Here is a 24,907-nt window from a genome sequence, read left to right as displayed (position 1 = left end):
GGACTCCCCACAAGAGTGATAGGGTCAACGAAAGACCCTATGGAGGATTCCCATGCGCCGTTCGATTGTTCCCGCGCTCACCGCCTTTGCCGTTCTTGGCGCATGCCAGCAGCCAGCCGCGGCGCCAGAACCGGAAGCGCCTGCGCCGGCGGACACCAGCACCGCGCCTGAAGAGGAGCCGTCGCCCGTGCCTGTTACTGTGCCTCTGGAAGCCACCGCGCCCCTCGCCCAAGGCAATAATCTCTTTGCTTGGTCGCTCTATGACACGCTGGACGGCGAGCCCGGCAACATCTTCGTCTCGCCTGCCTCGATCAGCGAGGCGTTCGCCCTGCTCTATCCCGGCGCGGCGGGGGAAACTGCGTCGCAGATGGCGAGCCTGTTCGGCTATGACGGTGTCCCGGCGGACGCGTTTGCCGCGACCCAGAACGTACTGAACAATGCGGTCGCGGCGGACACGGAGACAACCAAGCTGACCGTGGCGAATGCCGCCTGGCTACGCGAAGGGTCGACCTTTCAGGCGCCTTACCGCGACGCCGTCGAAGGCATTATGAAAGCAAAGGTCGCGCTTGTGGACTTCACCCAGCCGGCCGCTGCCGCAAAGCTGATCAACAGCTGGGTCGAAGACCATACGAACAACAAGATCCAAGATCTGATCCCGCCAAGCGCGATCCGCCCCGGCCTGACCGAACTGATCCTGACCAATGCGGTCTGGTTCAAGGCCGACTGGAAAAGCCCGTTCAAGGCGGAGGCGACACAGGACGGAACGTTCTATTCGCCCTCAGGTGAGATCACCGCGCGCCTGATGAGCCAGACGCTGAAGAAGGCCCGCTACCTGTCCCGCGACGGCTATGCCGCACTCGATCTCGACTATGCCGGAAATGACTATGCCCTCACCGTGATCCTGCCCGATGCGCAGGACGGACTACCGGGCGTTACCTCGGCCATGACGCCGGAGAGCTTCACCACGCTCCTGTCGGACATGGACACCACTGAGGGAAGGCGTGTGCATCTCGTGCTGCCGAAAGTCTCCATCGAAGCCGATTATGAGCTGAACGATCCGCTGATTGCGCTCGGCCTCGGCGATGCCTTCACCGGCGCGGCGAACTTCTCCCGCCTGATCGAAGGGGCCGGCCCCGGCGACCTTGTGATCAGTAAGGTGCTGCACAAGACCTTCCTCGACATTGACGAGAAAGGCACCGAAGCGGCTGCGGCCACGGCGATCGTCATGGAACGCACAGCGATCTTCATTCCGGATGAGGAGCCGGTCGAGTTCCGCGCGGACCATCCGTTCCTGATCGCACTGCGCCACAAGCCGACGGGCACCGTGATGTTCATGGGCCGGGTGGAGACACCGCCGCCGGTTGAAGAATAGGATCCGCCAGGGGGATCAGTCGGCAGGCGAGACTTCGACGTCGACGATCTTGCCTTTCTTGCCGAGCTTTTTCAGCTCGCGCTCAAGGTTCTTCTTCTTGATGGTTTTGCGGGTGTGCTTGCCGTTCTTGTAGGTCACGTCGAGACGGACATGCTCGTCCGGCCCGTCCAGCGCATCGCCGGTCACGCGTACCGCCGTTCCGCCGACCCAGACGACGCCCTTGCCCGCGACGCCCACGACGTCGACCGCAAAGCCGACCGGCGCGGTTACAACCCTGGAGGCAGCACAGGCCGGGGCAAAGATGAAGACGGCCGCAATCAGGATGGCCCGGATGATGCGCATGTCTGGTCTCCCCGTTTCACGGGGGAGACTAGATCAGGCAAATGTTGAGGGCACCTTACGACGCCGCAAGTCTCAGCCGCGCGCCAGAGTCTCGTCGATGAGGCGGGCGGTGTTGTCCTTGCCATAGAGCGCGGCGAAGCTGCCGAAGCGCGGCCCCTGCTCCTGCCCCAGCAGCACTTCGTAGAGCGCCTTGAACCAGTCGCGCAGATTCTCGAAGTGGTGATCCTTGCCGATAGTGAAGGTCAGCGTCTGCAAATTCTCCGAGGTCGGCTCGTCTGCGAAGGCCTTGAGATGAGCTGACAGGTCTTCCATGGCCGTGCGCTCCTGCTCCGTCGGGGCGCGATAGGTCTTCTGCGGCAGGATGAAATCCGTGTAGTAGCGCATCGCATAGCCAGCGAGTTCATCCAGCAGCGGATGCGTCTCAGGCGAAGCCTCGGGCGCGTATTGCGTGATGAAGCCCCAGAGCTGGGCCTTGTCTTCGGCATTCGCCACAGCAACGAGGTTCAGCAGCAGCGCGAAGCTGACCGGCATGTCCACTTTCGGCGGATTGCCATTGTGGATGTGCCAGACCGGGTTTTCGATCTGCCGGGCCGGGTCCTCGTCCGGATATTTCTCCAGGAAGGTCAGGTATTCGTCGACTGCTTTCGGGATGACGTCGAAATAGAGCTTCTTCGCCACGCGAGGCTTCTGGAACTGGAAGAGGCTGAGGCTCTCGTCGGGCGCATATTTCAGCCAGTCCTCGACCGAGATGCCATTGCCCTTGGTCTTGGAGATCTTCTCGCCTTTTTCGTCGAGGAACATCTCGTAGACGTACTGTTCCGGCGGACGCTTGCCGAGGATCTTCGTGATCTTCGAATAGATCGGCGCGTTGGCCTGATGGTCCTTGCCGAACATCTCGAAGTCCACGCCAAGGGCGGCCCAGCGCATGCCGAAATCCGGTTTCCACTGCATCTTCACATGCCCGCCGGTGACCGGCAGCGTGAATTCCTTGCCGCTCTCGTCGTCGAACGTGATCGTGCCCTTCGTACCGTCGACGGATTTCATCGGCACATAGAGGACATGTCCGGTTTCCGGATGGATCGGCAGGAACGGGCTGTAGGTCGCCCGGCGTTCCTCGCCCAGCGTCGGCAGCATCACGTCCATGATATCCTGATACTTCTCCGCCGAGCGCAGCAGCATCTCGTCGAAGCGGCCGGACTTGTAGCAATCGGTTGCCGACAGGAATTCGTACTCGAAGCCGAACTGGTCGAGGAAGGCGCGCAGGCGCGCATTCATGTGCTTGCCATAGCTTTCATGCGTGCCGAACGGGTCCGGCACCGCGGTCAGTGGCATCTGGAGATAAGGTTCCAGCTTCTCCGGGTTCGGCACGGTCGGCGGCACCTTGCGCATGCCGTCCATGTCGTCTGAGACGCAGATCAGGCGCGTCGGGATCTCGCCCTTCGTCAGCACTTCAAAGGCATGACGCACCATGGTCGTGCGCACGACTTCGCCGAACGTGCCGATGTGCGGCAGACCGGACGGGCCGTAGCCCGTTTCGAAGATCACAGGTTCACCAGGCTTTCGCTGGCCGGCTTTCTCCTGCTGCTCAACACGCTGTTTGAGTTTCCGCGCCAGCTCGAAGGGCCATGCCTTGGCGGATTCGGCGAGGATGGAGAAATCGGTCATTTCGGTCTGGGTCTCCCGGTGGGCAAATAAAGGAAGCCGACGGTCGCGTCTTGCGAACGCCGGCTACCGGTAAAGCGGTTTGGTGTCTGGCCTCAGTTAAACGTGCTCGGGTTGGCGAGACGCTTGTGAATGGGCCACTCGGCAAAGGCCAGATACAGAAAAGCGATCAGATTGACCAGTGGTACCAGCATGAGCAGCGACCAGGCTCCGTTGAACCCCGCCTTGCTCCAGATTTTCCAGTAGGCGACGATAAACAGGATAATCATCGCCAGATAAACGACACCGACCACAATCATCATTGTGCCGGCTGCAGCATCGTTGGACATGTATTCCTCCCTCCTTTTCAGGACCTTCAGCCTAGGACGGAACCTCCCTTTGCTCAAACACTAACCCGCCGGAGTGGATTCCCGGCGCGAAAATTCGTGTAAGAAATTTTGGACATTATATACTTGACAAAGCAGGCCCAGAAATGACTACTGAGAAAGACAGGCCGGTACAAGAAATTGAAATTACTCAAGAGATGATTGAGGCGGGTGTGGCTGCCTACCTCAATCATCAGTATTCAGATCCGCTTATCCCGCTTCATGACCAGGAGCTTCCGGATATGATTCGCGATGTTTTTCGTGCCATGCATCGACTTCAGGTTTGATCTTTTCGGTCAGTGCTCTAACAGCAGTTCGGGCGCGGCCAATTTGGTTTATGTCCTCAACGAGTGAGTTATAGGTTTTTTCTTCAAAGCGCACCTTGAAGCCGGTTCTGTTGTCTATACTGATCCAGATCATTTCTTCTGTGTTGGCATCTTTTGCCCATGACCAATGGGACAGTTTGTTGCGAGTGTTGTTGGCTTTCTTCACTTCACCAATAACCCTCCCAAATTCACCTTGCATGGGATTGCCATCCAATTTGAGAACTGACAGAGATTGCAGTACGTCCCTTTGGGGGCGGAACTCCATAGCGCTCCAAATGCGCATTCCGGTCTGAAAATCGATATTCGCCATCAAGCAAAATAAGGTGCGCAAATCGTTTTCAAGTTGGCCGTAAGTCATGACGCCCATACCTATTTGGTGGGCGAATTTGTCAGTAACAGAAGTGAAAGTTGTCATGGCGGGTACCACTGAAGAAAAGCAGTTCAATGAAACCCTCAAGCGGATGATGAAAAAGAAGCCAAAGCCGCATGAGGAGATGAAGAAGAAGGGGCGCGGACCGAAGCCCGCGCCGAAAGGTGACCGGCATGAAAAGCGTTAGGCTTTCCATACTGTTTTGGGCCGCTCGTATCCTGAGGGTACCCATTGATGTGCATCAGACCTTTTTTGCGAAAGGAAACTGATGCTTGAATGCACTGAGATTTTCTGGCGTGCCGATGTATCGGCATTTCTCAGTGTCCGAGAGCACCAGAAGCAAAATATCGGTAGTGGGATCAATTGCGGTTTTGAGGCTGTTGGCCACCGCATCAATCAAGTGCACCGAATCGAACGCCACGAAAGATGTGGGCTCATTCCAGAAGTTTGACCCAATTCGATTCAGAGCAGCAATCAGTGCTGAGTAACGTGCGTTCCACGTGGCGTTTTGCTTAAGACGAAAGGTAATCCAATAGCGGTAATTGAGGGTCATTTTGACCTCCCCTATGCGGAGGCGATTGACCGGATTCCGAGACTCTGAAAGAAGGAACCTTGTTCACGGCAGATCGCGCTCCATGCGGTTGCTGTTACTCCGCGCGGGTGGCTAGACCCGCGCGGGTGGCTAGACCCGCGCGGAGCTTCTACCCAGACACGATTCCTTGTTCGCCACCAGAGTGGCGTTCACTTTTGTTCTGTCTGTCCACAAGCTATCGATTGCGTCGTACGCGTTTCTTTTTCTTCGAGTAACGCAGCACGACCGGCTTAGGCGGCTCCGAGTTCACCAATCCGCCGATAGGTCAGGCGCTTGCCAGAGATGCCCTTCAGGGCCGCGCTGTAGCGCACAGTGTCCGTTTCCTTGCGGTAGTTATAGCGGAAGTCGAACTCAGCGAGGTAGCGCTTCAGGTGTTCCGGCGAGACATGGTGATAGGAGCCCATGATCCCGCGCTTCAGGATGCCGAAGAAGGACTCAATCGTGTTGGTGTGGTCATCGCCGCGCACATACTCATTGATCGAATGATTGACGGTGCGGTGGCGTGCGAACTGCCAGCCCAGAGGGCGATAATACTGCGCACTGTCAGTCATAAGCTCTGACTTGCGGCTGACCTGCTCGAACAGAACTTTCTTCAGCGTGTCGCTGGTCACGGTCGCCACATGGGTTGAACGGACTTTGCCGCCACGCTCGACAAGGGAGATGACCACCTTCTTCGGCGGAACATCCTTGAAGGCTTTGTTCTTCTGCTTGCCGCCAACGTAGGTTTCGTCAGCCTCAACCGTCTTGCCGGGGCCACCTAGGCCGCCATCCTTGTACCCATCATCGCCGTCGCGCATGGCTTCGCGGATGCGGTGGAACATGAACCAAGCCGTCTTGTAGGTCACACCAAGCATGCGGTGCAGTTGATGCGCAGACATGCCCTTCTTGGAGGAGGAGAGGAGGAAGGTGGCCAGCAGCCACTTGTTCAGCGGAACCTTGGAGCGCTCGAAGACAGTGCCCACAGTCACGGTGAACTGCTGGCGGCACGCATTGCACTGGTAGAGGCCCTTGCGCTCAACACCCTCTGGGTGAGCCGCAGACGGGCGGGAACGGGCGCCCTTGATGGCCGTGATGTGTTCCTCACCCGTGCATCCACAATGCGGGCAGACCGGGCCTTCCGGCCAGCGTTGTGCTTCCAGATGTTCGCGGGCCTTGTCGGCGTCTTGGAAGATCGGATCGGTCAGTGAAACAGTCATCGGGCAACTCCTATGCCCGGAAATTACGAATTAGCATCTGCTTTGTCAAGTATATAATGTCCGAAATTTTTGACATGTCAATAATGTTTTACTACATGGTGTGTAAGATATTTTTGACATCGAAAGGGACGCACAATGTCATTCCGTGAGAAAACCGCCTGGGCCATGGGCGCCATCCTGATTGCTGCCGGGATCTGGTATTTCCAGCGGGTCATCGGCCTGTCTGAGGCGCTGGGCGAGACGGCTGCGCCGAACATGCGGTTCGTGATCGGCTACATCATTCTGGTCATACTGGCCTCCATCCTCGTCAACGTGATCATCGCCAGCAGCGCCGGAAAGGAAGCCGAAGCGCCAGCCGACGAGCGCGAACGGGCGATCCTCGACAAGGCGGGGCACTGGTCGGGCTATGTCCTGGCCGTGGGCGCCGTCGCAGGCCTCTGGCATTTCAGCTGGCTGCATGACGGAAACCTCCTGTTCCACATCATCTTCGGCGCGCTGATGGCCAGCCAGATCGCGGAATACGCCTTCCAGATCTTCCTGTTCCGCAGAGGCGTTTAACCATGGCCAAGCGCCCCCCCATTGGGAATCGTATCCGTGAGCTGCGCGAGCAGCATGACAATATGAGCCAGGCCGCCCTCGCCGAAGCGATCGGCGTGACCCGCCAGACCGTGATCGCCATCGAACAGGGCCGTTACTCCCCTTCCCTCGAAAGCGCCTTCCGGATTTCGCGCGTGTTCGGCGTCGGCCTAGAGGACGTGTTCAGCTGGCTGGAACCCCGAGATAGCTGAGCACGGCGTGGCGGATGCGGGCCTTCAACTGGTCCGGATCTGTTTCGCCATAATCCCCGGCAAAGTCGCACATGCCGTGCACCATGCCGAACAGATCCTTCGCCACCACATCGAGGTCAAACGGCAGGTCGATCCGGTTGGCAACGAGAAGCTCCCGGATCAGCGCCAGCACGGAGTCGTGCTTGGCCTCCAGCTCCGGATCGGCCGCCAGCCGATGCTCTTCCACATCGATCAGGCGGGCCAGCGCCGGCCGGTCAAGCTGGTGAGCCACGACCACATCGATCAGCGCATTCAGCTGCACCCGGAAATCCTGCCCGGCGGTCGCCTCGGCCGCCGCATAGACATTGTCGTGCAGTTGCATCGCGTCCGCCATGACGAGGGCCGCCGTGACCGCGTCCTTGTTGGGGAAGTACTGGTAGAGCGATCCGATGGACACGCCCGCCCGCTTTGCGATGGCATTGGTCGTGTAGCCGTCGAATCCCTCGCTTTCGAGAATGCGAGCCGCCGCTTCCAGGATCGCATCCACTGTCGCGGCGGAGCGGGCCTGTACTGGTGATTTTCTGGGCCTGGGGATGGTGGTCTGGGTCATGGGCAAATGCGAGTTTCAATATGAGCTATTACTCATATTTTTAGACGGTAGGTGCTTTAGACAGGAAAGGAAAGCCCCATGCCTTTCGATTGCAGGAATACCGGCCACACGAACAGCGGCCTGAACGATGCCAACATCGCGCACACGCTGAAACAGCTGCACAAGCAGGCCTCCGGCCGGGATGCGCTGGTGTTTGCCCGCGCCCTGCCCGCGATCATCTCCGGCAAGTTCACAGGCCGCTCGACCTTCGAAGCGGCAGAGCCCTATCTCTCCAAGGCCTTCATCCCGGTGTCGGAAGAGTTCGGCCGCTTCATGTACCTGACGGCCCTGTCGCGCGGCGCCCGGAACATCGTCGAATTCGGCTCGTCCTACGGCATTTCCTCCATCTACCTGGCTGCCGCCGCGCGGGAGACCGGCGGTTTCTTCACAGGGACCGAGAAGGACAGCGCCAAGGCGCAGGTCGCGCTGGCGAATTTGAACGAGGCCGGCCTGTCGCGCTGGTCGGACATTCGCGAAGGCGATGCGCTGGAAAGCCTCGCCCCGCTGGAAGGACCAGTCGACTTCCTCTTCCTCGACGGCTGGAAGGATCTCTACATTCCTTTGCTAAAGCTGATGGAGCCGAAACTCGCGCCTGGCGCCGTCATCTTTGCGGACAATATCAAATCCTTCCGCAAGACGTTGAGGCCCTTTGTGGACTATATTTCAGACACTTCGAACGGCTATGAGACGACGATCCTGGACATCGGCAGCGGCGTGTCGATGTCGATCTGTCGGAAGGCGCACTGAGCCACGTAAAAATCCGTATTGACAATCATTCGCAGTGATTGCAAATGGTTCTCATGATCATTTGCGTCTGTAATGCCCTGAACTGCAAGAGCGTGCGCGCGGCCGTAGAGGCCGGTGCGGACAGCCCGAAGGCTGTGCAGGCACATCATGGCTGCCGGTTCCAGTGCGGCAAATGCCGGTCCTCGATCGGCGAAATGATCGCGGACACTGAAATTGATCGCGGGCCCGCCCCGTCGCTGATGGCCGCCGAATAGGGCAACCTTCTGGTATTGCTGGATTTTCCGGAACAGTCTGAGACTGTTTCGCACTCTCATATGCAATTGATTTAATTGGATTTTTCTTGCGGCGCAGGCCCAATCGGCCTATCTGCTAAGTATATTCACGTAACCGATTGAAGGAGCTCTCCCATGAAAGGCGACAAGAAGGTCATCGAATACCTGAACAAGGCGCTGAAGAACGAGCTCACCGCCATCAACCAGTATTTCCTGCACTCGCGGATGCTGCACGACTGGGGCGTTTCGAAGCTCGGCGACAAGGAATACAAGGAATCGATCGAGGAAATGGAGCATGCTGACTGGCTGATCCAGCGCGTCCTGTTCCTTGGTGGCCTGCCGAATCTGCAGGATCTCGGCAAGCTGCACATCGGCGAGAACGTCCAGGAAATCCTGGAATGCGACCTGAAACTCGAGAACGCGGCGATCCCGCTGCTGCGCGAGGCCATGGCCTACAGCGAGTCGGTTCAGGACTATGTCAGCCGCGACCTGTTCGGGAAAATCCTCCACAATGAGGAAGAGCATGTCGACTATATCGAGACCCAGTTCGAACTGATCGAGCGGATCGGGATCGAGCGCTACACCATGCTCCAGTCCGAGGCGAACGCGTCGCCAGAAGGCTGACCGGCCACATGAACAATCCAATGTATACACCATCAATAGACCATGAAGAGGCGCCTCCCGGGGCGCCTCTTTTCATTCCGCGCAGGCGACCAGTGCGGCATTGAACGCCGCCTGAGGCAGTGACGCATTCTCCCGCACGCAGGCATCGACCCTCGCCTTTGCGTGCACCTCCTCGAAACGGCCCTCACCTGAGATACGCTTCCGCAGGTACAGCGCCCGATCGGCGTCGCCTGTCAGGATGAAAGCCGGGTGCCAGGGAATGTCCGCTGCCTTGGCGAGTTCGTTCGTGCAGTTGGACGTCAGCGTGTTGTAGAAACGCGGGCGCTGTTCGATGGAGACCGTCTTCTCCAGCAGCGCGGTAAGATAGGCTTCCGCTTCCGCCTGGCTGAGCGCCAGCGGATACATGTAGAGCTCCCGGTCCATCATCACCGCGCGGCGGGTCATCAAATCCCTCGGGCTTGCCCAGTAGTACATGAGCTCGAACTTGTTGAAGGTGCCGCGAAACGCCGAATAGGTTTCGCGCGTTTCCTTGCGCGCCTCGATGGTGAGGCCGACAAGATCCCCTTCCCCGAATTCGAACATGACGAAAGTATGCGCCATGACGGTGAGGCCCGGATGCGGCTCCATCACGAACCAGACACGGCGCACATCCGAAATGCGATACGGCGGCACCGCGCTCCACACCATTTCGTCCGAATCATTTTCTGTATACGTCCAGTCACCATAAGGCGCGATGGAGAAAGTGCCGTCCTGAAGTTCCACATGCGGCAGGCGCGAGAGATGCGGATACCAGTTCCGGTCATGCCGCGGCTGCTTGGTGACAACGGCCAGCAGGAAGACGCCGAACGCCGCAAGCGCTGCCACAAGGAACGGAGAGATCCAGCGCACCGGCGCTAATAGCCTGCCGGTTTGAAACTGTCTGCCTGCGCCATCGCCCATTCGCTGGCGAGGTGCGTGCCGGCCGCGTCGGCCAGCAGCTGGCCGCGATGGAGAAGATCATATGCTTCGTCCGCGGGGCGGACGATGTCTTCCGTCACCCGGTGCATGATGTGGCGCGGTGTCAGTTCGCCCGGATGCTTGCAGCCTGCCGCGCCGACCACTTCCATCAGCGCTTTGACGGTATTGCGGTGGAAGTTTGCGACACGCACGGCCTTGTCCGCAACGTCCAGCCCGTGCTGGCGTGTCGGATCCTGCGTCGCGATACCGGTCGGGCAGCGATTGTTGTGGCAGTTCAGCGACTGAATACAGCCGAGTGAGAACATGAAGCCCCGCGCCGAATTCACCCAGTCGGCACCGAGTGCCATGGAAGACGCAATCGCAAAGGCACTGACCTGTTTGCCCGAACAGGCAAGACGCACTTCATCCTTCAGGCCCGTTCCGACCAAAGCGTTTCGTGTCAGAACGAGGCCCTGGCGCAGCGGTGCGCCGACATGATCCAGGAATTCCGCTGGTGCCGCGCCCGTGCCGCCTTCCCCGCCATCGACGACCATGAAGTCCAGGAGGACGCCGGTCTTCAGCATCGCCTTGCAGAGCGCCAGCACTTCCCAGCGATTGCCGACGGCGAACTTTGCGCCGACCGGCTTGCCGCCGGACAGCTCGCGCAGCTTGGCCACGAACTCCATCATTTCGATCGGTGTCGAGAAGGCCGAATGCGCAGGTGGCGACACACAGGTCTCACCGACCTTGATGCCACGCGCCTCTGCGATGGCTTCTGTCACCTTCGCCCCGGGCAGCACGCCACCATGGCCAGGCTTTGCACCCTGGCTAAGCTTGATCTCGATCATCTTGATCTGCGGGTCGGCGGCGACGTCCTTGAACCGCTCCGGATCGAAACTGCCGTCAGATGTGCGGCAGCCGAAATAGCCGGAGCCAAGTTCCCAGACGAGATCCGCCCCGCCCTTGCGGTGATAACGCGAGACGGAGCCTTCGCCCGTGTCGTGATAGAAGCCGCCTTTCTTCGCGCCCGTCGACAAGGCTTCGATGGCGTGGGCGCCGAGTGATCCGAAACTCATTGCCGAGATATTGAAGACGCTTGCCGAGTATGGCTTTGACGTGCCCGGCGCACCCACCGTCACACGCGGGTCTGTTTCATCGCAATGCACCGCGGCCATTGAGTGGGCTAGCCATTCATAAGGCGGACGATCGATCTCCAGATGACTGCCGAACGGTTCGACAGACGTGACGTCTTTCGCGCGCCGGTACATCATCGAGCGTTCTTCGTGATTGAAGGGTTTGCCTTCCGTCTCGCTCTCCACAATGTAGGAGCGCAGGAACGGCCGCATCTCTTCTGCCAGCCAGCGCACGCGCGACAGCAGCGGATAGTTACGCCACAGCGTGTGCCGCCGCTGGATCAAATCCGATATGCCAAGCAATGTGATGAGGCCGGCAATGATGGCGGTGCTTTGTGCAACCGCGCCTGTCGGCCAGAAATAAATACCTGCCGCAAAAACCAGCGCGACGATGATCAAGACCGAATAACGTGACATGAGCTTCCGGCGCCTCCCAACCGCTTCCCTATTCTTGCGAGCCTAGCGGTGTCCGCTCTTGTGTGAAAGACTTCCACTCAGGGGAGACGAGATGCCCCCCTTCTGCATAAAAGGATCATCTATGAAACCCGTCCTGCCTCTCGCCGCCCTGTTCATCCTGGCCGCCCCGGTTGCAGTTGCTCAATCCACCTCACCGACAGGCGGGCGCGACTATCAGGAAGATGTCTATGTGACGCCCTATTGGACGCGCATGCCGGTGATTGAATCCATCGGGCGCGCGAACATGCAGGTCGCGCCCAACAGAGCTTCCTTTTCGGTCACCTATCTGGAAACCGACAAGGATGCCGAAGATGCAATGAAACTTGCCGTGCAACGCGCAAGGCTCGCTTACGACACTGTGAAGAAGATCGCGGGTGACAAGGCCATCGTGCAATCCTCCGTGTCGGTCGCCCCCTACTACGAACAATACCGCGACAAGGATGGCTACAAGATCGAGAACGACCGTCCGGACAAGGTTGTCGGCTACGAGGCGGAAGCGTCTTTGAGTGTTGTGATCGAAGACATATCTGTAGCGGGTGAAGCCCGCGCCGCGGTGCTCGCGCTAAGCCCGGAAACCTCAACACCGCTGAGAACCTATCTCGAAGCGACAACAGAACTGAACCTTGCAGCTTATGAAGCCGCGGTCGCCGATGGATCTGCGCGCGCAAAGGCAACGGCAGAAGCGTCCGGTTCGAAGCTCGGGAAACTGCTGGCGGTGCAGGAAGGCAATGGCCCTTGTCTTGGGCGTTGGACCACTTCTGCAGGCGTGAACAGCGATTATCATGATCGCTCACGCAACATGGTTGCAGCACCTGCCGCTGAAGCCGGCATGCGGAACGAAAGCATCATCGTGACAGCGCAGAAGATCGGCAACAAGGAAGTTCAGATCACGCAGGAAGACATCGATGCGCTGAACCTTCCATCTGATCTGCCAAAACTGAGCATATCGTCGAGCGTCTGCATGATCTACGCAGTCGGGAACTGATGCAAATCCGAGTACGGATTAAATAAAAATACGTGCGCCTGCGCGATTCATGGTCGCCAAGGGTTGTTTCCTTGTGGAAATCGTGGCTTGGGTGTTTTGCGTTTCGTTTTGATTCGTGAACAGTGCTGCGTAATCTGAAAACACGCCCGTCCGTCGGGCCCATAGAGGAGACACTCCCATGGCAAAAGCTACCAAGAAAAAAGCAGCGGCGCCGAAAAAGGCCGCTGCTCCGGCAGTGACCAAGCCGGCAAAAGAGCCGTCGAAAAAAGAAGTCCTGATGGAGAAGTATGTCGCCGACCTCAAAGAGAAGGTTGGTGAAGCTCGTCCGGACATGGCGCTTCTCGAAGGCGCCGTGAAGGCTTGCGGCCCGGCCATCTACAAATCCGACTCCGCAACGGTCGCCGCTTCGTCGAAAGACGAAATGGCCCGCATCAAGAAAACCTTCATCGCGAAGAAGCTTGGCGTCACTGACGAAGCCAAGGCTGATGCGGCGCTTGCCGAAGCGATCGAGAAGTATGGCCGTTCGGTTCGCGCCAAGCACCGTCCGGTTGTCTACTACCTCGTCGCAAAAGCTCTGCGCAAAGGTTCTGCTCTGAAATAAGCAGTCTTCCGGAAACGGAAAAAGCCGGGCCAGCTTTCGCTGCGCCCGGCTTTCTTTTGCCTCGCGTTGGCCGTCTGGCTTAGTACCCGTTCAGCTTCGCATAGCGATCGCGGTGCCAGCTGGCCGAGCCATACATCGCTTCCTGCGCGCGGGCGCGCTTCATGTAGAGACCAGGATCTGCCACATCGGTCATGCCGATACCGCCATGCATCTGGACACATTCGTTCGAGACAAGATGCACCAGCTCGCTGGCTTTCGCTTTTGCGAGGCTGGCGAGTTCGGCAACATTGGTCTTGCCTTCATCGACAGCTGACAGGGCCGCCGCGACGCAGGACCGCGTCATCTCCAGCTCGGTGAACATCTTTGCGGCGCGGTGCTGCAGAGACTGGAACGAGCCAATCAACTGGCCGAACTGTTTGCGGCTCTGCAGGTATTCCAGCGTCATGTCGAACGCGGCCTGCGCGGAGCCCAGCATTTCTGCCGCCTGTCCGATCGCGGCCCGGTCCAGCACCGGCTCCAGAACGTCTGCACCTTCATCGGCTGCACCGATCAGTGCGCCTTCGCCCACCATCACATCCGTGAAGGTGATGTGCGCGGCGCCATGGCTGTCCGCCGTCTTCAGCTCCTGGATGGAGACGCCCTTGGCATCAGCCGGAACAAGGAACAGCGACAGGCCGTGACGGTCACCAGCCTCACCGAAGGTCCGCGCGACGACAATCAGCATGTCGGCATGATGGCCGTCCGGTACATAGCGCTTCTCGCCATTGATCGTGTAGCCTTGTCCGTTGCGTTCGGCTTCGGTGGCGACGTTCAGCGGATTGAAGTGTGCGCTCTCGTCGAGAGCGAGCGCGAAAGTCACGTCGCCGCCGGCGATCTTCGGAAGCCATTCGGCTTGCTGTGCCGGCGTGCCGCCGAGCTGGATCGCACTGGCGCCGATCAGCGCGGTTTGCAGCAGCGGCGTGGCAGCCAGCGTGCGGCCCTGCGCCTCAAGGATCTGGCCCAGGCCAACCAGGCCGAAATGTTCGCCGCCCGGTTCTTCCGGCACGATCACGCCAAAGAAGCCAAGCTCTGCCAGTTTCTGGCGGGTTGCCGGGTCCTTGCCATTGGCACCGCTGTCGCGCAGTGCACGCAGATGCGTCACCGGCAGTTCATCACGTGCGAACGCCATGGCGGTGTCACGCAGCATTTCCTGATCTTCGGTCAGAAGGAAGGTCATGTTGTATATCTCCTGTAATCTTCTGCCGTCGGCTTACTGATGGTCTTTCAGGCCAAGCACGCGCTTGGAGATGACGTTGAGGTTGATTTCGCTGGTGCCGCCTTCGATGGAGTTACCCTTCGAGCGCAGCCACTGGCGGGTGACTTTCTTGGCGGTCGGGTCAAAGCCCTCCCCTTCCCAGCCGAGCCCTTCAGTGCCGAGTGCCTCGATCAGAAGCTCGTGACGGTCCTGGTTCATCTTGGCCGCGCCGTATTTCAGGATGGACGCGGTATGGCTGACGGCCTGCCCGGCCTTGGCCTGTTCAGCCTGGCGCTGGACGGTCAGGCTGAAGGCCTTGGCGTACATCTTGTGATCGGTGATGCGGCCGCGCAGGTCGCCATCGAGAAGACGGCCATCGCTGTCTGTGCCGATATGCTGCTTGGCATAGTCTTCCGGCCCCATGATGCCGGAACCGCCCGTACCGCCAAAACCGCCGGCGGAAATCGAGGAGCGTTCGAACTGCAGCAGGCGCTTGGCGATCTGCCAGCCGCCATTCACTTCGCCGACCAGCTGGTCCTTCGGCACTTTCACATCAGTGAAGAAGGTTTCGCAGAACGGGCTTTCGCCCGAGATCAGCAGGATCGGGCGCGCTTCGACGCCGGGGCTTTCCATGTCGAACAGGATGAAGCTGATGCCTTCATGCTTCACGCTCGTGTCGGTCCGCACCAGGCAGAAGATCCAGTCGGCCTTGTCGGCGTAGGAGGTCCACACCTTCTGGCCGTTGATCAGGTAATGATCGCCCTTGTCTTCGCAGCGGGTCTGCAGGTCAGCCAGATCAGAGCCGGCGCCCGGCTCTGAATAGCCCTGGCACCAGCGGGTGCGGCCATGAATGATGTCCGGGATGAAGCGCATCTTCTGTTCTTCATTGCCGAACTCAAGGAGGGCCGGGCCGAACATCCAGAGGCCAAACGAGAACAGCGGCTGGCGCGCCTTGATGCGGCTCATCTCCTGCTGCAGCACACGGGCCTCGGCCGGGGAGAGCCCGCCGCCGCCATATTTCTTCGGCCATTGCGGCGCGGTCCAGCCCTTTTCGGCCATCCGTTCCAGCCAGACTTTGGATTCCGGGTTCTTGAACTTCTCCCGCTTGCCGCCCCAGACGATTTCGTCGTCCTTCATTGGCGTGCGCATGGAGGGTGGGCAGTTTTCCTCAAGCCAGCTGCGCGTTTCAGCGCGGAAGGTCTCGAGCTCGTCGACGGCAGTGTCGGCCATGGCGGTCTCCCTATCAGATATGACAGGTGAGACCCTATTCCCCTGCAGCGGCTGAGCCAAGCGCTACCGCTAGGTCAGATATGCGGTGTCTTGGCCCAGTAGTGCGGCGTGCGGGCGAGGCTCCAGAGGGCGCGTATCATGGCGAAGGTCTGGAGGGGCCAGTAAAGCGGCAGGGTCAGGATGTCGCCAACCCGCTGCCAGCTCCAGCGGCCAGGGGCCAGGCTGGCCGACAGGGCGCCGGTGAAAAACGACAGGCCGAGGGCGCTGAGCCCGAAAACGCCGAGGGATACGCCGGGAAGCAGAAAGCAGGTGAGACACCACACGGCCCAGGGACCATGGACCATTGCCGACAGGATCGCTGCGCCGAGCGTCATCTGGACAGAAAAGAAATCGACCGGCCTCAGGCCGCGAATTTCGGTTCGCCCACGCATCAGCACGAGCCAGGTCTGCATATACCCTTTCAGCCATCTTGAACGCTGGGCCCGCCATACGCTTCCCGTTTCGGGTGGTGCCTCGAGTGTCGGAGAGCGGATCGCGCCGACCCGGTGCCCGAGTCGCGCGAGGCGCAGGCCAAGGTCCGCATCTTCGGTCACATTCCATGCATCCCAGCCGCCCGCAGCGACCAGAGACGTGCGGCGGAAGTGATTGCTTGTCCCGCCGAGCACCACAGGCAAGCCGAGCCAGGCCAGCGCCGGCACCAGTAGGCTGAACTGGATCGCATATTCCAGCGCCCATTGCCGCGCGATCCAGCTGCCTTTCGCCGGCGTACCAACCAGCGGCGCCTGCACGCAGGCAAGCTCGGTATTCTGGGCATTGAAAGCGCGGACCGCCGCCTTCAGCTGGCCTGGGTGGGGACGGTCTTCGGCATCGTAGACGACAACATAAGTCCCCCTCGCCCGGGCGAGGCCGTAATTGAGCGCGCGCGGCTTGGTCTGCGGCTGGCCCGCCGGAACCACCAGCAGCTCCGTGCCCATAGGCCAGACCTGTGCGCGGACGGCCCTTTGGGTGCGCACGTCTGTCTCTTCGACCAGCAATTTGAGGTCGATCCTGTCCTTCGGATAGTCGAGCGCGGCCACGGCCCTTGCCAGCTGGGGCATGACCGCAATTTCGTTCTTCAACGCGATGAGGATCGTGTAGACCGGCAACAAGGGGGTCGCGCCGCTATCGTCCGGCAGGTCCTCCCGGCTGAGCCGGGCCGCCACGATCAACAGGAACAGGCGGAACAGGATGATCGCCACGAAGATTGGTGGGATGATCACGCCGGCCAGAAGGCCGACAAGCTCCGGCATGAGCAGTGTCAGGACGCCAAAGGTCTTCAGTAGGCGGATGGAAAATGCACGCTGGCCCCGATTGAGGGTGCGGCGGGCGGACAGGCCTGGCGCCTGACGTTCCAGTTGATGCGCCGCTTCAAGGGCAAGACGAATATCGGGCTTGGGACAGCTCAGGGGCGCGCGCAAATGTGCGCGGCCAGTACCGCCGTTGAACCCCTCGCCACCCATAGCCTTATGAAGCCTTTGGTTAACAGCGGCACCACAAATCACAGGTTGAATTTGTTACGATAACGAAACGAATCGCCCCGAAAGAGAGAGGATTCCCCCCAAAGAAGAGCCCGGCGTGCGGCCGGAAGCGATCCACAGAGATTTCCACAGGTCGGGATCTCCCGTCGACTCTACCCATTCGAAAACCCACCTGAAAAACAAGGGACTTGCCAGACTTCCTCGGATGTTCTATTTTTGTTCCATGCGTAACGTCCATCTCATCTGGTTCCGTCGCGATCTGAGGGTGCATGACCATGCCGCCCTCGCCGCCGCTGTGGCCAGCGGTGCGCCGGTCCTGCCGCTCTATATATTCGAGCGCGACGCCTGGGCCCTGCCGGAGCATTCGCGCCGCCAGTTCGACTTCCTGATGGATTCCCTGACAGAGCTGGACGAAGCCCTGACCGAACGCGGTGCCCGGCTGATCGTGCGCCGGGGTAACGCGCAGGACATTCTGGCAGACCTTCACCGCCGGCACGGAATCGAGGCGATTCACATGTATGAGGAAAGCGGCCTGCCCTGGACGCGGGCACGGGACCGGGCCGTTCGCCGCTGGGCCGTGCAGGCCGGGATCTCGCTGCGCGAGCAGTCACAGCCCGGCGTGCTTCGCGGCCTCAAGGAACATGATGACTGGACGGCGCGCTGGACCGAAACGCTGAACGCCCCGCGCATAAAGGCGCCGGACACGATCCACGCGGCGACACAGGCTGCGGGCCCATGGCCAATCGCGGAAGACTTCTGCCTTGGCCCCGATGACTGTGCCGGCCGCCAGAAAGGCGGACGCACCGCAGGCGTGGAATTGCTGAGGAGCTTCCTCGCCGGACGCGGACGCCGCTACCAGCAGGATGCCGACCGGCCAGCCACGGCAGAGACCGCAGGCTCGCGCCTGTCGCCGCACCTCGCTTTCGGCACCGTGTCCGTCCGCGAGGCCTGGCAGGCTGCGGCCCGCGCCCGCGCGGCCTTCCTGCAGGATGGTGACACGACCTACGCCGCCTCGCTCGCCGAATTCCTGGAGCGGCTCGAATGGCGCGCCCGGTCGATCCAGGCCTTCGAAGACCGTCCCCTGCCCCGGACTGGCAGCGGCGAAGACCTCCGCCCGGAAGCCGCAGCAGACGATCCACGTCTTGCTGCATGGATCGAAGGGCGGACCGGCTTCCCGCTGATCGATGCCAGCATGCGCGCCTTGCGCGAGACCGGCTGGCTGAATTTCCGCATGCGGGCCATGCTGATTGGGTTCGCCGCCTGCCAGATCTGGATGGACTGGCGCCTGCCGGCGGAAAAACTCGCGGCACTGTTCACCGATTTCGAGCCGGGCATTCATTATCCGCAAATTATTGCCCAGGCTGGCCTGCGCGGCCGGCGCCTGCCGATGGTTCACAACCCGGTCCGGCTCTCGCTGCAGCTCGACCCGGATGGCGCCTTTATCCGGCGCTGGGTGCCGGAACTGGCGGCCCTGCCTGACAATTACCTTCATGCCCCCTGGGAGGCACCGAAGGCAGAGCTCGCCCGGGCCGGCGTGATCTTCGGCCAGAGTTATCCGATGCGCATGGTCGATCACGTCGCCGCCGCGCGTGAAGCCCGCGCGCGGATTGCCAGCGTACGCCATCCCGGCCGGCCTGAACCGGTCCAGACGGCCCTGAAGCAGGCGGATCTCCCGTTCCGGGCGCCGCGGCCTGGCAGACTCCGCCAACCCGCCAGGGGTCCGGTTCAGCTGAGCTTCGATCTCGGTCAGCCGCCGTCCACGTCGGAAAGCCAGTCCGCCTAGACGGTCCGCCCAGGCAGGCCTTTCAAGCGCCAGCCTGGCCTGGCACCCCCCGAATCTTTCCGGTTCTTGCCGGTTTTGGCGCCGATTCCCGGCAAAAAGGCTTTCATGAACCGCAATTAATTGGTCTTGAAGGGCCCGTTTGGCGTACCATATCGATATTCGACAAGACGAAAGACCTTGAAATTCTTCGTAATTATTGTTTTTCGATAATTTAGTATTGATTTTCGATAAGACCTGTCCTATCTTGAGGATGTCGGCGGCGGGATGGTCCCGCCAAGACAACAACCAAGAAGGACTTTCGAATATGACCCCCCGCGCCCGTCAGTATGACCACGAGATCGCCGCGACCGCCGCGCCGATGGCAAGCGCCATCTTCACCGGCAGCCCGACGCTGCTGTCCCGACCGGCAAACGATGTGGCCGACCGGGGCCGCCCGAACCTCCTGGTCCGCCGCCGCCGTCGTTCCCTGCGCCGGGACACGCACTAAGCCGCCAGGACGGCGCTGCACACAAAAGCCTTGCCCCCCTCTTGGCTCGCAGCGCCGTCCACCCTCCTCACACCCCTCAAGCCAGAACTCTCAAGAAGGACTCTCTCGTCATGATCCGCACCCTTATCGCCGCCACCGCCCTTTCCATCGCCGCCATGCCGGCCCTCGCCAGCACGTCCGACCAGTTCCAGATGGACGTGGACATCAATCGCAGCGCCCTGGAGACCGTTGAAGGCGCCGAGCAGGCCTTCGCGAAGCTCAAGCAGGACATCCGCGAACGTTGTGTTGCCGAAAGCAGCGACATGAAGTTCGGCGTCGAATTCGCAACGGATTATTGTGAGCGCCGTACCGTGAAGAGCGCTGTCCGAGCCATCGACAATGACAACCTGACGGCCGCCTACACAGCGTCGCTCTCCAAATAAGCGGCCACCAAGTTCGCGGGCGCCCCCTGCCTCTCCATAACCCGGTATCCCGCGCTCTCCCGCCCTGCCCGTTTCTCCCGGGCGGGGCTTTTTTGTGCAGGAAGGTCAGGCCGTGGCCGTGCGGTAGTCCTTGGCGCGGAGCACGTTCGACAGGCGGAAAAGCACAGGCACGAAGCTGCCTTCATCTTCCCGTTCGAACATGGCGACACAGCTGGTCGGGAATTTCTCGGCCAGGCGCTGGGAGGCATAGTGGTCGAGGCTGCCGCCGTCGCGCAGGATATCGAGCGCGAAATCATGCATGCCGGGATTGTGGCCAATGACCATCAGCGTGCCAGCGCCATCATTCTGCTTCACCGCTTCGGCAAGGCCCCGCGCGCCGCACAAATAGAGCGACTCCATCGGACGCACCTTCTCGCCTTCGAACACGCGTGCCGCTTCCGAGCAGGTTTCGCGTGCCCGGCGCGCCGTGGAGACGAGGATCCGTTCCGGGCTCCAGCCCAGCGCGACGATTTCCTCGGCGATCCGCTTGGCATCACTGTGCCCCTGATCGGTCAGCGCGCGGCCAAAATCGTCGATGCCTTCCCCGAAGGGTTCGGTCTTGGCATGACGCATCAGGATCAGGCGCTTCATCGGCAGGTCCGGAGATTAGAAATTCTGATCGACACCTTCAGGCACCGCTCATTGGCTCAGTCTCTCTTAGGCACCATTTTCGCCCTCGAAATCAAGTCACAGGAGACGGTTTAAATGAGCTTGCTGATCGGCGACGTTGCGCCCGACTTTGAAGCGGATACGACAGAAGGCCCGATCCGGTTCCATGAATGGGCCGGGGATGACTGGGTGGTGTTTTTTTCCCACCCGGCTGACTTCACCCCCGTCTGCACGACAGAGCTCGGTTATACAGCTCGCCTGAAAGACGAATTCGCCCGCCGGGGCGCCAAGGCGCTCGTCATCTCCGTCGACAGTGTGGAGGATCACAAGCGCTGGATCGAGGATATCGAAGAGACGCAGGGCGCCAGCGTCGAATTCCCGATCATTGCCGACCCCGGTCGCAAGGTGGCGACGCTCTACAACATGATCCACCCGAACGCCGACCCGAAGGTGACCGTGCGGGCCGTCTATGTGATCGACCCGAACAAAAAGATCCGCGCCTCCATCATCTATCCGCCCAGCGCCGGACGGAACTTCGATGAGGTGCTGCGCCTGATCGACAGCCTGCAGCTGACCGACGGCCACAAGGTGGCAACGCCGGTGAACTGGATCGATGGCGAAGACGTGATCGTCGTGCCGAGCCTGTCGGACGAGGAAGCCGGGAAACTGTTCCCGAAAGGCTTCAAGACCGTGAAGCCCTATCTGCGCTACACGCCCCAGCCGAACAAATAAGCAAAAAAGGCGGCCCGCGGGCCGCCTTTTTCATGTCTTCCGGATACGGACTGCGCCTAGAGCGCCACCTCGATCTTGCCGTTGACCAGCGCCGAATAGTCGTTGACCAGCGATTCGGAGATCTGGCCCGGCTTGTAGGTGTACTCGCCGATTTCGGCGACCGGGGTGATCTCGGCGGCCGAGCCGGTGATGAAGCATTCCGAAAAGGTCGGCAGCTCATCCGGCATGATGGCCCGTTCGATCACTTCGATCTGGCGTTCCTTCGCCAGCTTGATCGCCGTCTGGCGCGTCAGGCCGTTGAGGAAGCAGTCCGGCGTCGGCGTGTGCAGCGCGCCGTCGCGCACGAAGAAGATGTTCGCGCCGGTCGCCTCGGCCACCTGGCCGCGATAGTCCAGCATCAGCGCGTCGGCATAGCCGTCCCGTTCGGCCGCATGCTTGGATAGCGTGCAGATCATGTAGAGGCCCGATGCCTTCGCATGGCAGGGCGCGGTGTCCGGTGCCGGTCGGCGCCACTGGGCATGCGTCATGCGGATGCCCTTCATCTTGTCGGCAAAATAGTCGCCCCAGTGCCACACGGCGACGGCCAGGTGGATGGAGTTCTGCTGGGCCGACACGCCCATCATTTCCGACCCGCGCCAGGCGATGGCACGCACATAGGCGCTGTCGAGTCCGGACTTGGCCAACGCCTCGCGCTTCACTTCCTCGATCTGCTCAACGCTGAACGGGATGTCGAAGCCCATGATCCGGGCCGAATTGTGCAGGCGCTTGGAATGGTCCAGCGAGCGGAAGATCTTGCCATTATAGGCGCGCTCACCCTCGAATACCGCGGAGGCATAGTGCAGCGCATGCGTCAGGACGTGTACCTTGGTATCACGCCACGGCACAAACTCGCCGTCCATCCAGATGTAGCCATCGCGGTCGTCGTATGGGGTTGCGGCCATGGTCTGTCAGCGCTCCTCGCTTGCACTTCTCTGAATTTCGCGTTCATTTCACCGGATGGCCCCTGACGTCAACCTGAACCGCCCGTTCGACCCCCGCCTCTTCCTGATGGATCAGGAGCTGGATCGCGGCGTCGGCCTCCTGCTGGCCGGAGCATCCGAGCTTACCAGAGCCGCCGAAGCCGCTCGGCACAAGGCAGGCCTGAGCAAGCCAGAGATGCAAATTCTCATGACGATCCGCTACTGGCCCGGCCAGACTGTCTCGGACCTGCGGGACTCTCTGGGCATGACCGTGCCGACCTTTGCCCGTATCCTTGGCCAGCTGGATCAACGGAATTTGATCGAAAAGGAAGTCGGCAGCCAGGATGCCCGCCAGCGCAAGCTGACCCTGTCGGACGCCGGCGTGACACTGACGACGCAGCTGACAATTGTGCTGCGCGAGCGTCTGCGCCTTGCCTATCGCAGTGCCGGACCGGACGCCGTGGAAGGCAACCGCCGCGTGCTCGACGCCCTGGTGCGCTGATGCCTGAAGCCGCTCATATCCTTGTCGTCGATGACGACGACCGTATCCGCGAGTTGCTGAAACGTTTTCTCAGCCGCGAAGGCTACCGCGTGACAGCGGCATCGGATGCAGAGTCGGCTCGCCGCCTGATGGGGACCATGGCGTTCGACATGGCAATCCTCGACGTAATGATGCCCGGCGAAGACGGCTTGTCCCTCCTCTCAGGCATCCGCGACGGCGTCTCGCGGGAAACGCCTGTCCTGTTGCTGACGGCGCGGGGCGAGGCCAGCGACCGGATCGAGGGACTGAAGCGCGGCGCCGACGATTATCTCGCAAAGCCGTTTGAGCCGGAAGAATTGTCCCTGCGCTGTGCGGCGATCCTGCGCCGGTCCCACAAGGAAACGCCTCCGGAAGAGGTTGAGATGTCGGGCCTCGTTTTCAATGCGGCGCGCGGGGAACTGAAATCCGGCGACGATCGCGTCCGCCTCACCGATGCCGAACTGCAATTGCTGACCGCCCTCGCCGCCCGGGCGGGTGAGCCGGTCAGCCGTGAGGAACTCGCCCAGATCACGTCTGCGGGCATGGAACGCTCGGTAGATGTGCAGGTCACGCGCCTGCGCCGCAAAATCGAGCCGAACCCGAAAGAGCCGATCCATATCCAGACAGTGCGCGGTATCGGCTACCGCCTGATGCCGGACTGAGGGACCCATGTTCCGCCTGCGCGACATCACCCCCCGCGGCCTCTATGCCCGCAGCCTGCTCATGGTGGTGCTGCCGGTCGTGCTGATCCTGACCGTGACGACCTGGTATTATTACGACAGCCATATCGCCGAGGTGAACCGGAAGCTCGGCCAGTCCATCGCGCGGGATGTCAGTGTCGTGCAGGATTATTGCGAGCGGCGGTCTGCCTCGCCGATTGCGCGGGACGTCATTGCCAGCCGGCTGGACCTGACCTTCAGCTGCGATGCCCCGGATGCCACACCGGAAGCGGAAGGCTTCCTCGAAGCCTTCTCCTATCGCAATGTCCTGCGGCAGGAATTACGCACACGCCTTGGCGTGCCGGTCCTCGTCGGCCTCAGCCCGAACGACTCCCTCATCCATATCCGCTTCCCCGCCGCCAGCCGGACCGTGGAAGTGTTGATCGAGCGCAAACGCGCCGTGACGATCACCTCGCACTTTTTCATTGTCTGGGTCATCATCTTCAGCCTTCTGATGATTGCACTGGCCGTCGCCTTCCTGAACCAGCAGGTGCGCTCTATCCTCAGCCTGTCCAAGGCGGCCCGCGCCTTCGGCCGAGGTCGGGACGTGCCGGATTTCCGTCCCTCCGGCGCAAACGAAGTACGTGAGGCGGCCCGCGCCGTGATCGACATGAAGAACCGTCTGACCGCCTTTACAGAGCAGCGCACCGCCATGCTCGCCGGTGTCAGCCATGATCTGCGTACGCCGCTGACCCGCCTGAAACTCTCCCTCGCCATGATGGACGAGACCGACGAGATCCGCGCCATGAAGGCGGACCTCGACGATATGGGCATGATGCTCGAAGGCTATCTCGCCTTCGCCAAGGGCGAGGAAGGTGACGAGCCGGTCGAGTTCAACTTTGCAGACCTGGTCCGCGAAGCAGCGGCCGGCTTCAGCGAAGACGTTCCCGTCACCGGCCCGGAAACGATCCCGGTCAAGGGCCGGCGCCTCGCCATCAAGCGGGCACTGACCAATCTCATCTCCAATGCCCTGAAATTCGGCGACACTGTGCAGGTGACGATGGTGGACGGCCCGCACGCAGCTGAAGTCCATATCGACGATGATGGCCCCGGCATCCCGAAGGAACAGCACGAGGACGCCTTCCGCCCCTTCTCCCGGCTGGACGAGGCGCGCACGCAGAATACGTCCGGCATCGGCCTCGGTCTGACGCTGGCCCGCGACACCGCGCGGGCCCATGGCGGAGACCTTCGCCTGTCCGAAAGTGCGCTTGGCGGCTTGCGCGCCAGCCTTCGCCTGCCACATTGATACTCTCTCAATCCG

The 24,907-nt window shown here is 60.9% G+C and carries 29 protein-coding genes and 1 pseudogene; 16 read left to right on the top strand and 14 right to left on the bottom strand.

Annotated features, from left to right (window positions below; genetic code table 11):
- The first annotated feature begins 52 nt into the window (after positions 1–52).
- Positions 53–1,372 carry a serpin family protein gene (locus tag HY26_RS06015; RefSeq protein ID WP_065382798.1) on the top strand — a complete coding sequence of 440 codons (1,320 nt, stop codon included), beginning with the start codon at positions 53–55 and terminating at the stop codon, positions 1,370–1,372.
- A gap of 15 nt (positions 1,373–1,387) precedes the next feature.
- Here HY26_RS06015 and HY26_RS06010 read toward each other — a convergent pair whose 3' ends face one another.
- The 4 genes from HY26_RS06010 to HY26_RS05995 all read right to left on the bottom strand — a co-directional run bounded on the left by HY26_RS06010 (position 1,388) and on the right by HY26_RS05995 (position 4,482).
- A complete protein-coding gene (locus tag HY26_RS06010; RefSeq protein WP_034769377.1) occupies positions 1,388–1,714 on the bottom strand; it encodes a hypothetical protein in 327 nt (108 codons plus the stop codon).
- Between the two features lie 72 nt (positions 1,715–1,786).
- Positions 1,787–3,379: a lysine--tRNA ligase gene (locus tag HY26_RS06005; protein WP_034769378.1), complete on the bottom strand. Its 1,593-nt coding sequence runs from the start codon at positions 3,377–3,379 to the stop codon at positions 1,787–1,789.
- A 92-nt stretch (positions 3,380–3,471) separates the two neighbouring features.
- The gene (locus HY26_RS06000) at positions 3,472–3,705 is read right to left on the bottom strand and encodes a hypothetical protein (RefSeq protein ID WP_197020311.1); all 234 of its coding nucleotides are present in this window, start codon (positions 3,703–3,705) and stop codon (positions 3,472–3,474) included.
- Between the two features lie 246 nt (positions 3,706–3,951).
- Positions 3,952–4,482, bottom strand: coding sequence for a hypothetical protein (locus tag HY26_RS05995; RefSeq protein WP_139068797.1), 531 nt, complete (start codon positions 4,480–4,482; stop codon positions 3,952–3,954).
- Here HY26_RS05995 and HY26_RS18990 point away from each other — a divergent pair.
- Entirely contained in the window at positions 4,481–4,624 is a 144-nt protein-coding gene (locus HY26_RS18990) for a hypothetical protein (RefSeq protein ID WP_158531430.1), read from the top strand. The two genes, HY26_RS05995 and HY26_RS18990, sit on opposite strands and share 2 nt — an antisense overlap.
- Positions 4,625–4,678: 54 nt before the next feature.
- On the opposite strand, the gene HY26_RS05990 is transcribed toward HY26_RS18990, so the two are convergent.
- Positions 4,679–4,990: a hypothetical protein gene (locus HY26_RS05990; protein ID WP_065382800.1), complete on the bottom strand. Its 312-nt coding sequence runs from the start codon at positions 4,988–4,990 to the stop codon at positions 4,679–4,681.
- Between the two features lie 269 nt (positions 4,991–5,259).
- Positions 5,260–6,225, bottom strand: coding sequence for an IS1595 family transposase (locus tag HY26_RS05985; protein WP_065382801.1), 966 nt, complete (start codon positions 6,223–6,225; stop codon positions 5,260–5,262).
- A 135-nt stretch (positions 6,226–6,360) separates the two neighbouring features.
- Between HY26_RS05985 and HY26_RS05980 the strand changes: the two genes are divergently transcribed.
- Both HY26_RS05980 and HY26_RS05975 read left to right on the top strand, forming a co-directional pair.
- Positions 6,361–6,783: a hypothetical protein gene (locus HY26_RS05980; RefSeq protein WP_051600308.1), complete on the top strand. Its 423-nt coding sequence runs from the start codon at positions 6,361–6,363 to the stop codon at positions 6,781–6,783.
- 2 nt (positions 6,784–6,785) lie between these two features.
- Positions 6,786–7,013 (top strand): helix-turn-helix transcriptional regulator, encoded by a 228-nt coding sequence (locus HY26_RS05975; protein WP_034769379.1) that lies wholly within the window; start codon positions 6,786–6,788, stop codon positions 7,011–7,013.
- Here HY26_RS05975 and HY26_RS05970 read toward each other — a convergent pair.
- Positions 6,985–7,602, bottom strand: a complete 618-nt coding sequence (locus tag HY26_RS05970) for a TetR/AcrR family transcriptional regulator (RefSeq protein WP_034769380.1) — start codon at positions 7,600–7,602, stop codon at positions 6,985–6,987. The genes HY26_RS05975 and HY26_RS05970 overlap by 29 nt on opposite strands.
- 78 nt (positions 7,603–7,680) lie before the next feature.
- Here HY26_RS05970 and HY26_RS05965 point away from each other — a divergent pair, with 78 nt between their 5' ends.
- From HY26_RS05965 to bfr, 3 genes are all read left to right on the top strand, one after another.
- Positions 7,681–8,388, top strand: a complete 708-nt coding sequence (locus HY26_RS05965; protein ID WP_051600309.1) for an O-methyltransferase — start codon at positions 7,681–7,683, stop codon at positions 8,386–8,388.
- A gap of 53 nt (positions 8,389–8,441) precedes the next feature.
- The gene (locus tag HY26_RS05960; RefSeq protein WP_034769693.1) at positions 8,442–8,642 is read left to right on the top strand and encodes a bacterioferritin-associated ferredoxin; all 201 of its coding nucleotides are present in this window, start codon (positions 8,442–8,444) and stop codon (positions 8,640–8,642) included.
- 153 nt (positions 8,643–8,795) lie between these two features.
- Positions 8,796–9,284 carry a bacterioferritin gene (gene bfr, locus HY26_RS05955; protein WP_034769385.1) on the top strand — a complete coding sequence of 163 codons (489 nt, stop codon included), beginning with the start codon at positions 8,796–8,798 and terminating at the stop codon, positions 9,282–9,284.
- 72 nt (positions 9,285–9,356) lie between these two features.
- Here bfr and HY26_RS05950 read toward each other — a convergent pair whose 3' ends face one another.
- Both HY26_RS05950 and HY26_RS05945 read right to left on the bottom strand, forming a co-directional pair.
- Entirely contained in the window at positions 9,357–10,172 is an 816-nt protein-coding gene (locus HY26_RS05950; RefSeq protein WP_065382802.1) for a DUF4105 domain-containing protein, read from the bottom strand.
- Between the two features lie 5 nt (positions 10,173–10,177).
- Positions 10,178–11,770, bottom strand: a complete 1,593-nt coding sequence (locus tag HY26_RS05945) for an FMN-binding glutamate synthase family protein (RefSeq protein WP_034769392.1) — start codon at positions 11,768–11,770, stop codon at positions 10,178–10,180.
- 121 nt (positions 11,771–11,891) lie between these two features.
- Between HY26_RS05945 and HY26_RS05940 the strand changes: the two genes are divergently transcribed.
- Positions 11,892–12,794: an SIMPL domain-containing protein gene (locus tag HY26_RS05940; protein ID WP_034769394.1), complete on the top strand. Its 903-nt coding sequence runs from the start codon at positions 11,892–11,894 to the stop codon at positions 12,792–12,794.
- Positions 12,795–12,972: 178 nt separating this feature from the next.
- Complete coding sequence (locus tag HY26_RS05935; RefSeq protein ID WP_081813227.1) at positions 12,973–13,395, top strand: DUF2853 family protein; 423 nt, start codon at positions 12,973–12,975, stop codon at positions 13,393–13,395.
- A 79-nt stretch (positions 13,396–13,474) separates the two neighbouring features.
- On the opposite strand, the gene HY26_RS05930 is transcribed toward HY26_RS05935, so the two are convergent.
- From HY26_RS05930 to HY26_RS05920, 3 genes and pseudogenes are all read right to left on the bottom strand, one after another.
- Positions 13,475–14,611 (bottom strand): acyl-CoA dehydrogenase family protein, encoded by a 1,137-nt coding sequence (locus HY26_RS05930; protein WP_034769396.1) that lies wholly within the window; start codon positions 14,609–14,611, stop codon positions 13,475–13,477.
- A gap of 33 nt (positions 14,612–14,644) precedes the next feature.
- Positions 14,645–15,859, bottom strand: coding sequence for an acyl-CoA dehydrogenase family protein (locus HY26_RS05925; protein ID WP_034769398.1), 1,215 nt, complete (start codon positions 15,857–15,859; stop codon positions 14,645–14,647).
- Positions 15,860–16,167: 308 nt separating this feature from the next.
- A pseudogene (locus tag HY26_RS05920) lies at positions 16,168–17,148 on the bottom strand (glycosyltransferase family 2 protein); the annotation flags it as partial.
- Between the two features lie 451 nt (positions 17,149–17,599).
- Between HY26_RS05920 and HY26_RS05915 the strand changes: the two are divergent.
- From HY26_RS05915 to HY26_RS05905, 3 genes are all read left to right on the top strand, one after another.
- Positions 17,600–19,159 carry an FAD-binding domain-containing protein gene (locus HY26_RS05915; RefSeq protein WP_233350932.1) on the top strand — a complete coding sequence of 520 codons (1,560 nt, stop codon included), beginning with the start codon at positions 17,600–17,602 and terminating at the stop codon, positions 19,157–19,159.
- A gap of 304 nt (positions 19,160–19,463) precedes the next feature.
- Positions 19,464–19,646 carry a hypothetical protein gene (locus HY26_RS05910; RefSeq protein ID WP_146740183.1) on the top strand — a complete coding sequence of 61 codons (183 nt, stop codon included), beginning with the start codon at positions 19,464–19,466 and terminating at the stop codon, positions 19,644–19,646.
- A 110-nt stretch (positions 19,647–19,756) separates the two neighbouring features.
- Entirely contained in the window at positions 19,757–20,068 is a 312-nt protein-coding gene (locus tag HY26_RS05905) for a UrcA family protein (RefSeq protein WP_034769407.1), read from the top strand.
- 105 nt (positions 20,069–20,173) lie between these two features.
- Here the strand turns inward: HY26_RS05905 and HY26_RS05900 are convergent, their stop codons facing one another.
- The gene (locus HY26_RS05900; protein WP_051600311.1) at positions 20,174–20,698 is read right to left on the bottom strand and encodes a histidine phosphatase family protein; all 525 of its coding nucleotides are present in this window, start codon (positions 20,696–20,698) and stop codon (positions 20,174–20,176) included.
- Positions 20,699–20,812: 114 nt separating this feature from the next.
- Between HY26_RS05900 and HY26_RS05895 the strand changes: the two genes are divergently transcribed.
- A complete protein-coding gene (locus tag HY26_RS05895) occupies positions 20,813–21,448 on the top strand; it encodes a peroxiredoxin (protein WP_034769410.1) in 636 nt (211 codons plus the stop codon).
- A gap of 56 nt (positions 21,449–21,504) precedes the next feature.
- Here HY26_RS05895 and HY26_RS05890 read toward each other — a convergent pair whose 3' ends face one another.
- The gene (locus HY26_RS05890; RefSeq protein WP_034769417.1) at positions 21,505–22,389 is read right to left on the bottom strand and encodes a branched-chain amino acid aminotransferase; all 885 of its coding nucleotides are present in this window, start codon (positions 22,387–22,389) and stop codon (positions 21,505–21,507) included.
- 55 nt (positions 22,390–22,444) lie between these two features.
- On the opposite strand from HY26_RS05890, the gene HY26_RS05885 reads away from it, so the two are divergent.
- The 3 genes from HY26_RS05885 to HY26_RS05875 are packed head-to-tail and all read left to right on the top strand — an operon-like array spanning position 22,445 to position 24,892.
- On the top strand, positions 22,445–22,909 hold the full coding sequence (locus tag HY26_RS05885; RefSeq protein WP_051600312.1) for a MarR family winged helix-turn-helix transcriptional regulator: 465 nt from the start codon (positions 22,445–22,447) through the stop codon (positions 22,907–22,909).
- Positions 22,909–23,589, top strand: a complete 681-nt coding sequence (locus tag HY26_RS05880; protein ID WP_034769420.1) for a response regulator — start codon at positions 22,909–22,911, stop codon at positions 23,587–23,589. Before HY26_RS05885 ends, HY26_RS05880 begins: the two co-directional genes overlap by 1 nt.
- Before the next feature lie 7 nt (positions 23,590–23,596).
- The gene (locus HY26_RS05875) at positions 23,597–24,892 is read left to right on the top strand and encodes an ATP-binding protein (RefSeq protein WP_034769422.1); all 1,296 of its coding nucleotides are present in this window, start codon (positions 23,597–23,599) and stop codon (positions 24,890–24,892) included.
- The last annotated feature ends 15 nt before the right edge of the window (positions 24,893–24,907 follow it).

Origin of the sequence: Hyphomonas sp. GM-8P (genome assembly GCF_003263315.1) — a bacterium.
Classification (GTDB): Bacteria; Pseudomonadota; Alphaproteobacteria; order Caulobacterales; family Hyphomonadaceae; genus Hyphomonas.
Note: the sequence above shows the minus strand (reverse complement) of the source record. Positions and strands in the feature narration are given on the sequence as shown.

Bases quoted from the DNA above. Each gene is read 5' to 3' on its own strand.
- HY26_RS06015 (WP_065382798.1), top strand. From the start codon at position 53: ATGCGCCGTTCGATTGTTCCCGCGCTCACCGCCTTTGCCGTTCTTGGC.
- HY26_RS06010 (WP_034769377.1), bottom strand. From the start codon at position 1,714: ATGCGCATCATCCGGGCCATCCTGATTGCGGCCGTCTTCATCTTTGCC.
- HY26_RS06005 (WP_034769378.1), bottom strand. From the start codon at position 3,379: ATGACCGATTTCTCCATCCTCGCCGAATCCGCCAAGGCATGGCCCTTC.
- HY26_RS06000 (WP_197020311.1), bottom strand. From the start codon at position 3,705: ATGTCCAACGATGCTGCAGCCGGCACAATGATGATTGTGGTCGGTGTC.
- HY26_RS18990 (WP_158531430.1), top strand. From the start codon at position 4,481: ATGGCGGGTACCACTGAAGAAAAGCAGTTCAATGAAACCCTCAAGCGG.
- HY26_RS05995 (WP_139068797.1), bottom strand. From the start codon at position 4,482: ATGACAACTTTCACTTCTGTTACTGACAAATTCGCCCACCAAATAGGT.
- HY26_RS05990 (WP_065382800.1), bottom strand. From the start codon at position 4,990: ATGACCCTCAATTACCGCTATTGGATTACCTTTCGTCTTAAGCAAAAC.
- HY26_RS05985 (WP_065382801.1), bottom strand. From the start codon at position 6,225: ATGACTGTTTCACTGACCGATCCGATCTTCCAAGACGCCGACAAGGCC.
- HY26_RS05980 (WP_051600308.1), top strand. From the start codon at position 6,361: ATGTCATTCCGTGAGAAAACCGCCTGGGCCATGGGCGCCATCCTGATT.
- HY26_RS05975 (WP_034769379.1), top strand. From the start codon at position 6,786: ATGGCCAAGCGCCCCCCCATTGGGAATCGTATCCGTGAGCTGCGCGAG.
- HY26_RS05970 (WP_034769380.1), bottom strand. From the start codon at position 7,602: ATGACCCAGACCACCATCCCCAGGCCCAGAAAATCACCAGTACAGGCC.
- HY26_RS05965 (WP_051600309.1), top strand. From the start codon at position 7,681: ATGCCTTTCGATTGCAGGAATACCGGCCACACGAACAGCGGCCTGAAC.
- HY26_RS05960 (WP_034769693.1), top strand. From the start codon at position 8,442: ATGATCATTTGCGTCTGTAATGCCCTGAACTGCAAGAGCGTGCGCGCG.
- bfr (WP_034769385.1), top strand. From the start codon at position 8,796: ATGAAAGGCGACAAGAAGGTCATCGAATACCTGAACAAGGCGCTGAAG.
- HY26_RS05945 (WP_034769392.1), bottom strand. From the start codon at position 11,770: ATGTCACGTTATTCGGTCTTGATCATCGTCGCGCTGGTTTTTGCGGCA.
- HY26_RS05940 (WP_034769394.1), top strand. From the start codon at position 11,892: ATGAAACCCGTCCTGCCTCTCGCCGCCCTGTTCATCCTGGCCGCCCCG.
- HY26_RS05935 (WP_081813227.1), top strand. From the start codon at position 12,973: ATGGCAAAAGCTACCAAGAAAAAAGCAGCGGCGCCGAAAAAGGCCGCT.
- HY26_RS05930 (WP_034769396.1), bottom strand. From the start codon at position 14,611: ATGACCTTCCTTCTGACCGAAGATCAGGAAATGCTGCGTGACACCGCC.
- HY26_RS05925 (WP_034769398.1), bottom strand. From the start codon at position 15,859: ATGGCCGACACTGCCGTCGACGAGCTCGAGACCTTCCGCGCTGAAACG.
- HY26_RS05915 (WP_233350932.1), top strand. From the start codon at position 17,600: ATGCGTAACGTCCATCTCATCTGGTTCCGTCGCGATCTGAGGGTGCAT.
- HY26_RS05910 (WP_146740183.1), top strand. From the start codon at position 19,464: ATGACCCCCCGCGCCCGTCAGTATGACCACGAGATCGCCGCGACCGCC.
- HY26_RS05905 (WP_034769407.1), top strand. From the start codon at position 19,757: ATGATCCGCACCCTTATCGCCGCCACCGCCCTTTCCATCGCCGCCATG.
- HY26_RS05900 (WP_051600311.1), bottom strand. From the start codon at position 20,698: ATGAAGCGCCTGATCCTGATGCGTCATGCCAAGACCGAACCCTTCGGG.
- HY26_RS05895 (WP_034769410.1), top strand. From the start codon at position 20,813: ATGAGCTTGCTGATCGGCGACGTTGCGCCCGACTTTGAAGCGGATACG.
- HY26_RS05890 (WP_034769417.1), bottom strand. From the start codon at position 22,389: ATGGCCGCAACCCCATACGACGACCGCGATGGCTACATCTGGATGGAC.
- HY26_RS05885 (WP_051600312.1), top strand. From the start codon at position 22,445: ATGGCCCCTGACGTCAACCTGAACCGCCCGTTCGACCCCCGCCTCTTC.
- HY26_RS05880 (WP_034769420.1), top strand. From the start codon at position 22,909: ATGCCTGAAGCCGCTCATATCCTTGTCGTCGATGACGACGACCGTATC.
- HY26_RS05875 (WP_034769422.1), top strand. From the start codon at position 23,597: ATGTTCCGCCTGCGCGACATCACCCCCCGCGGCCTCTATGCCCGCAGC.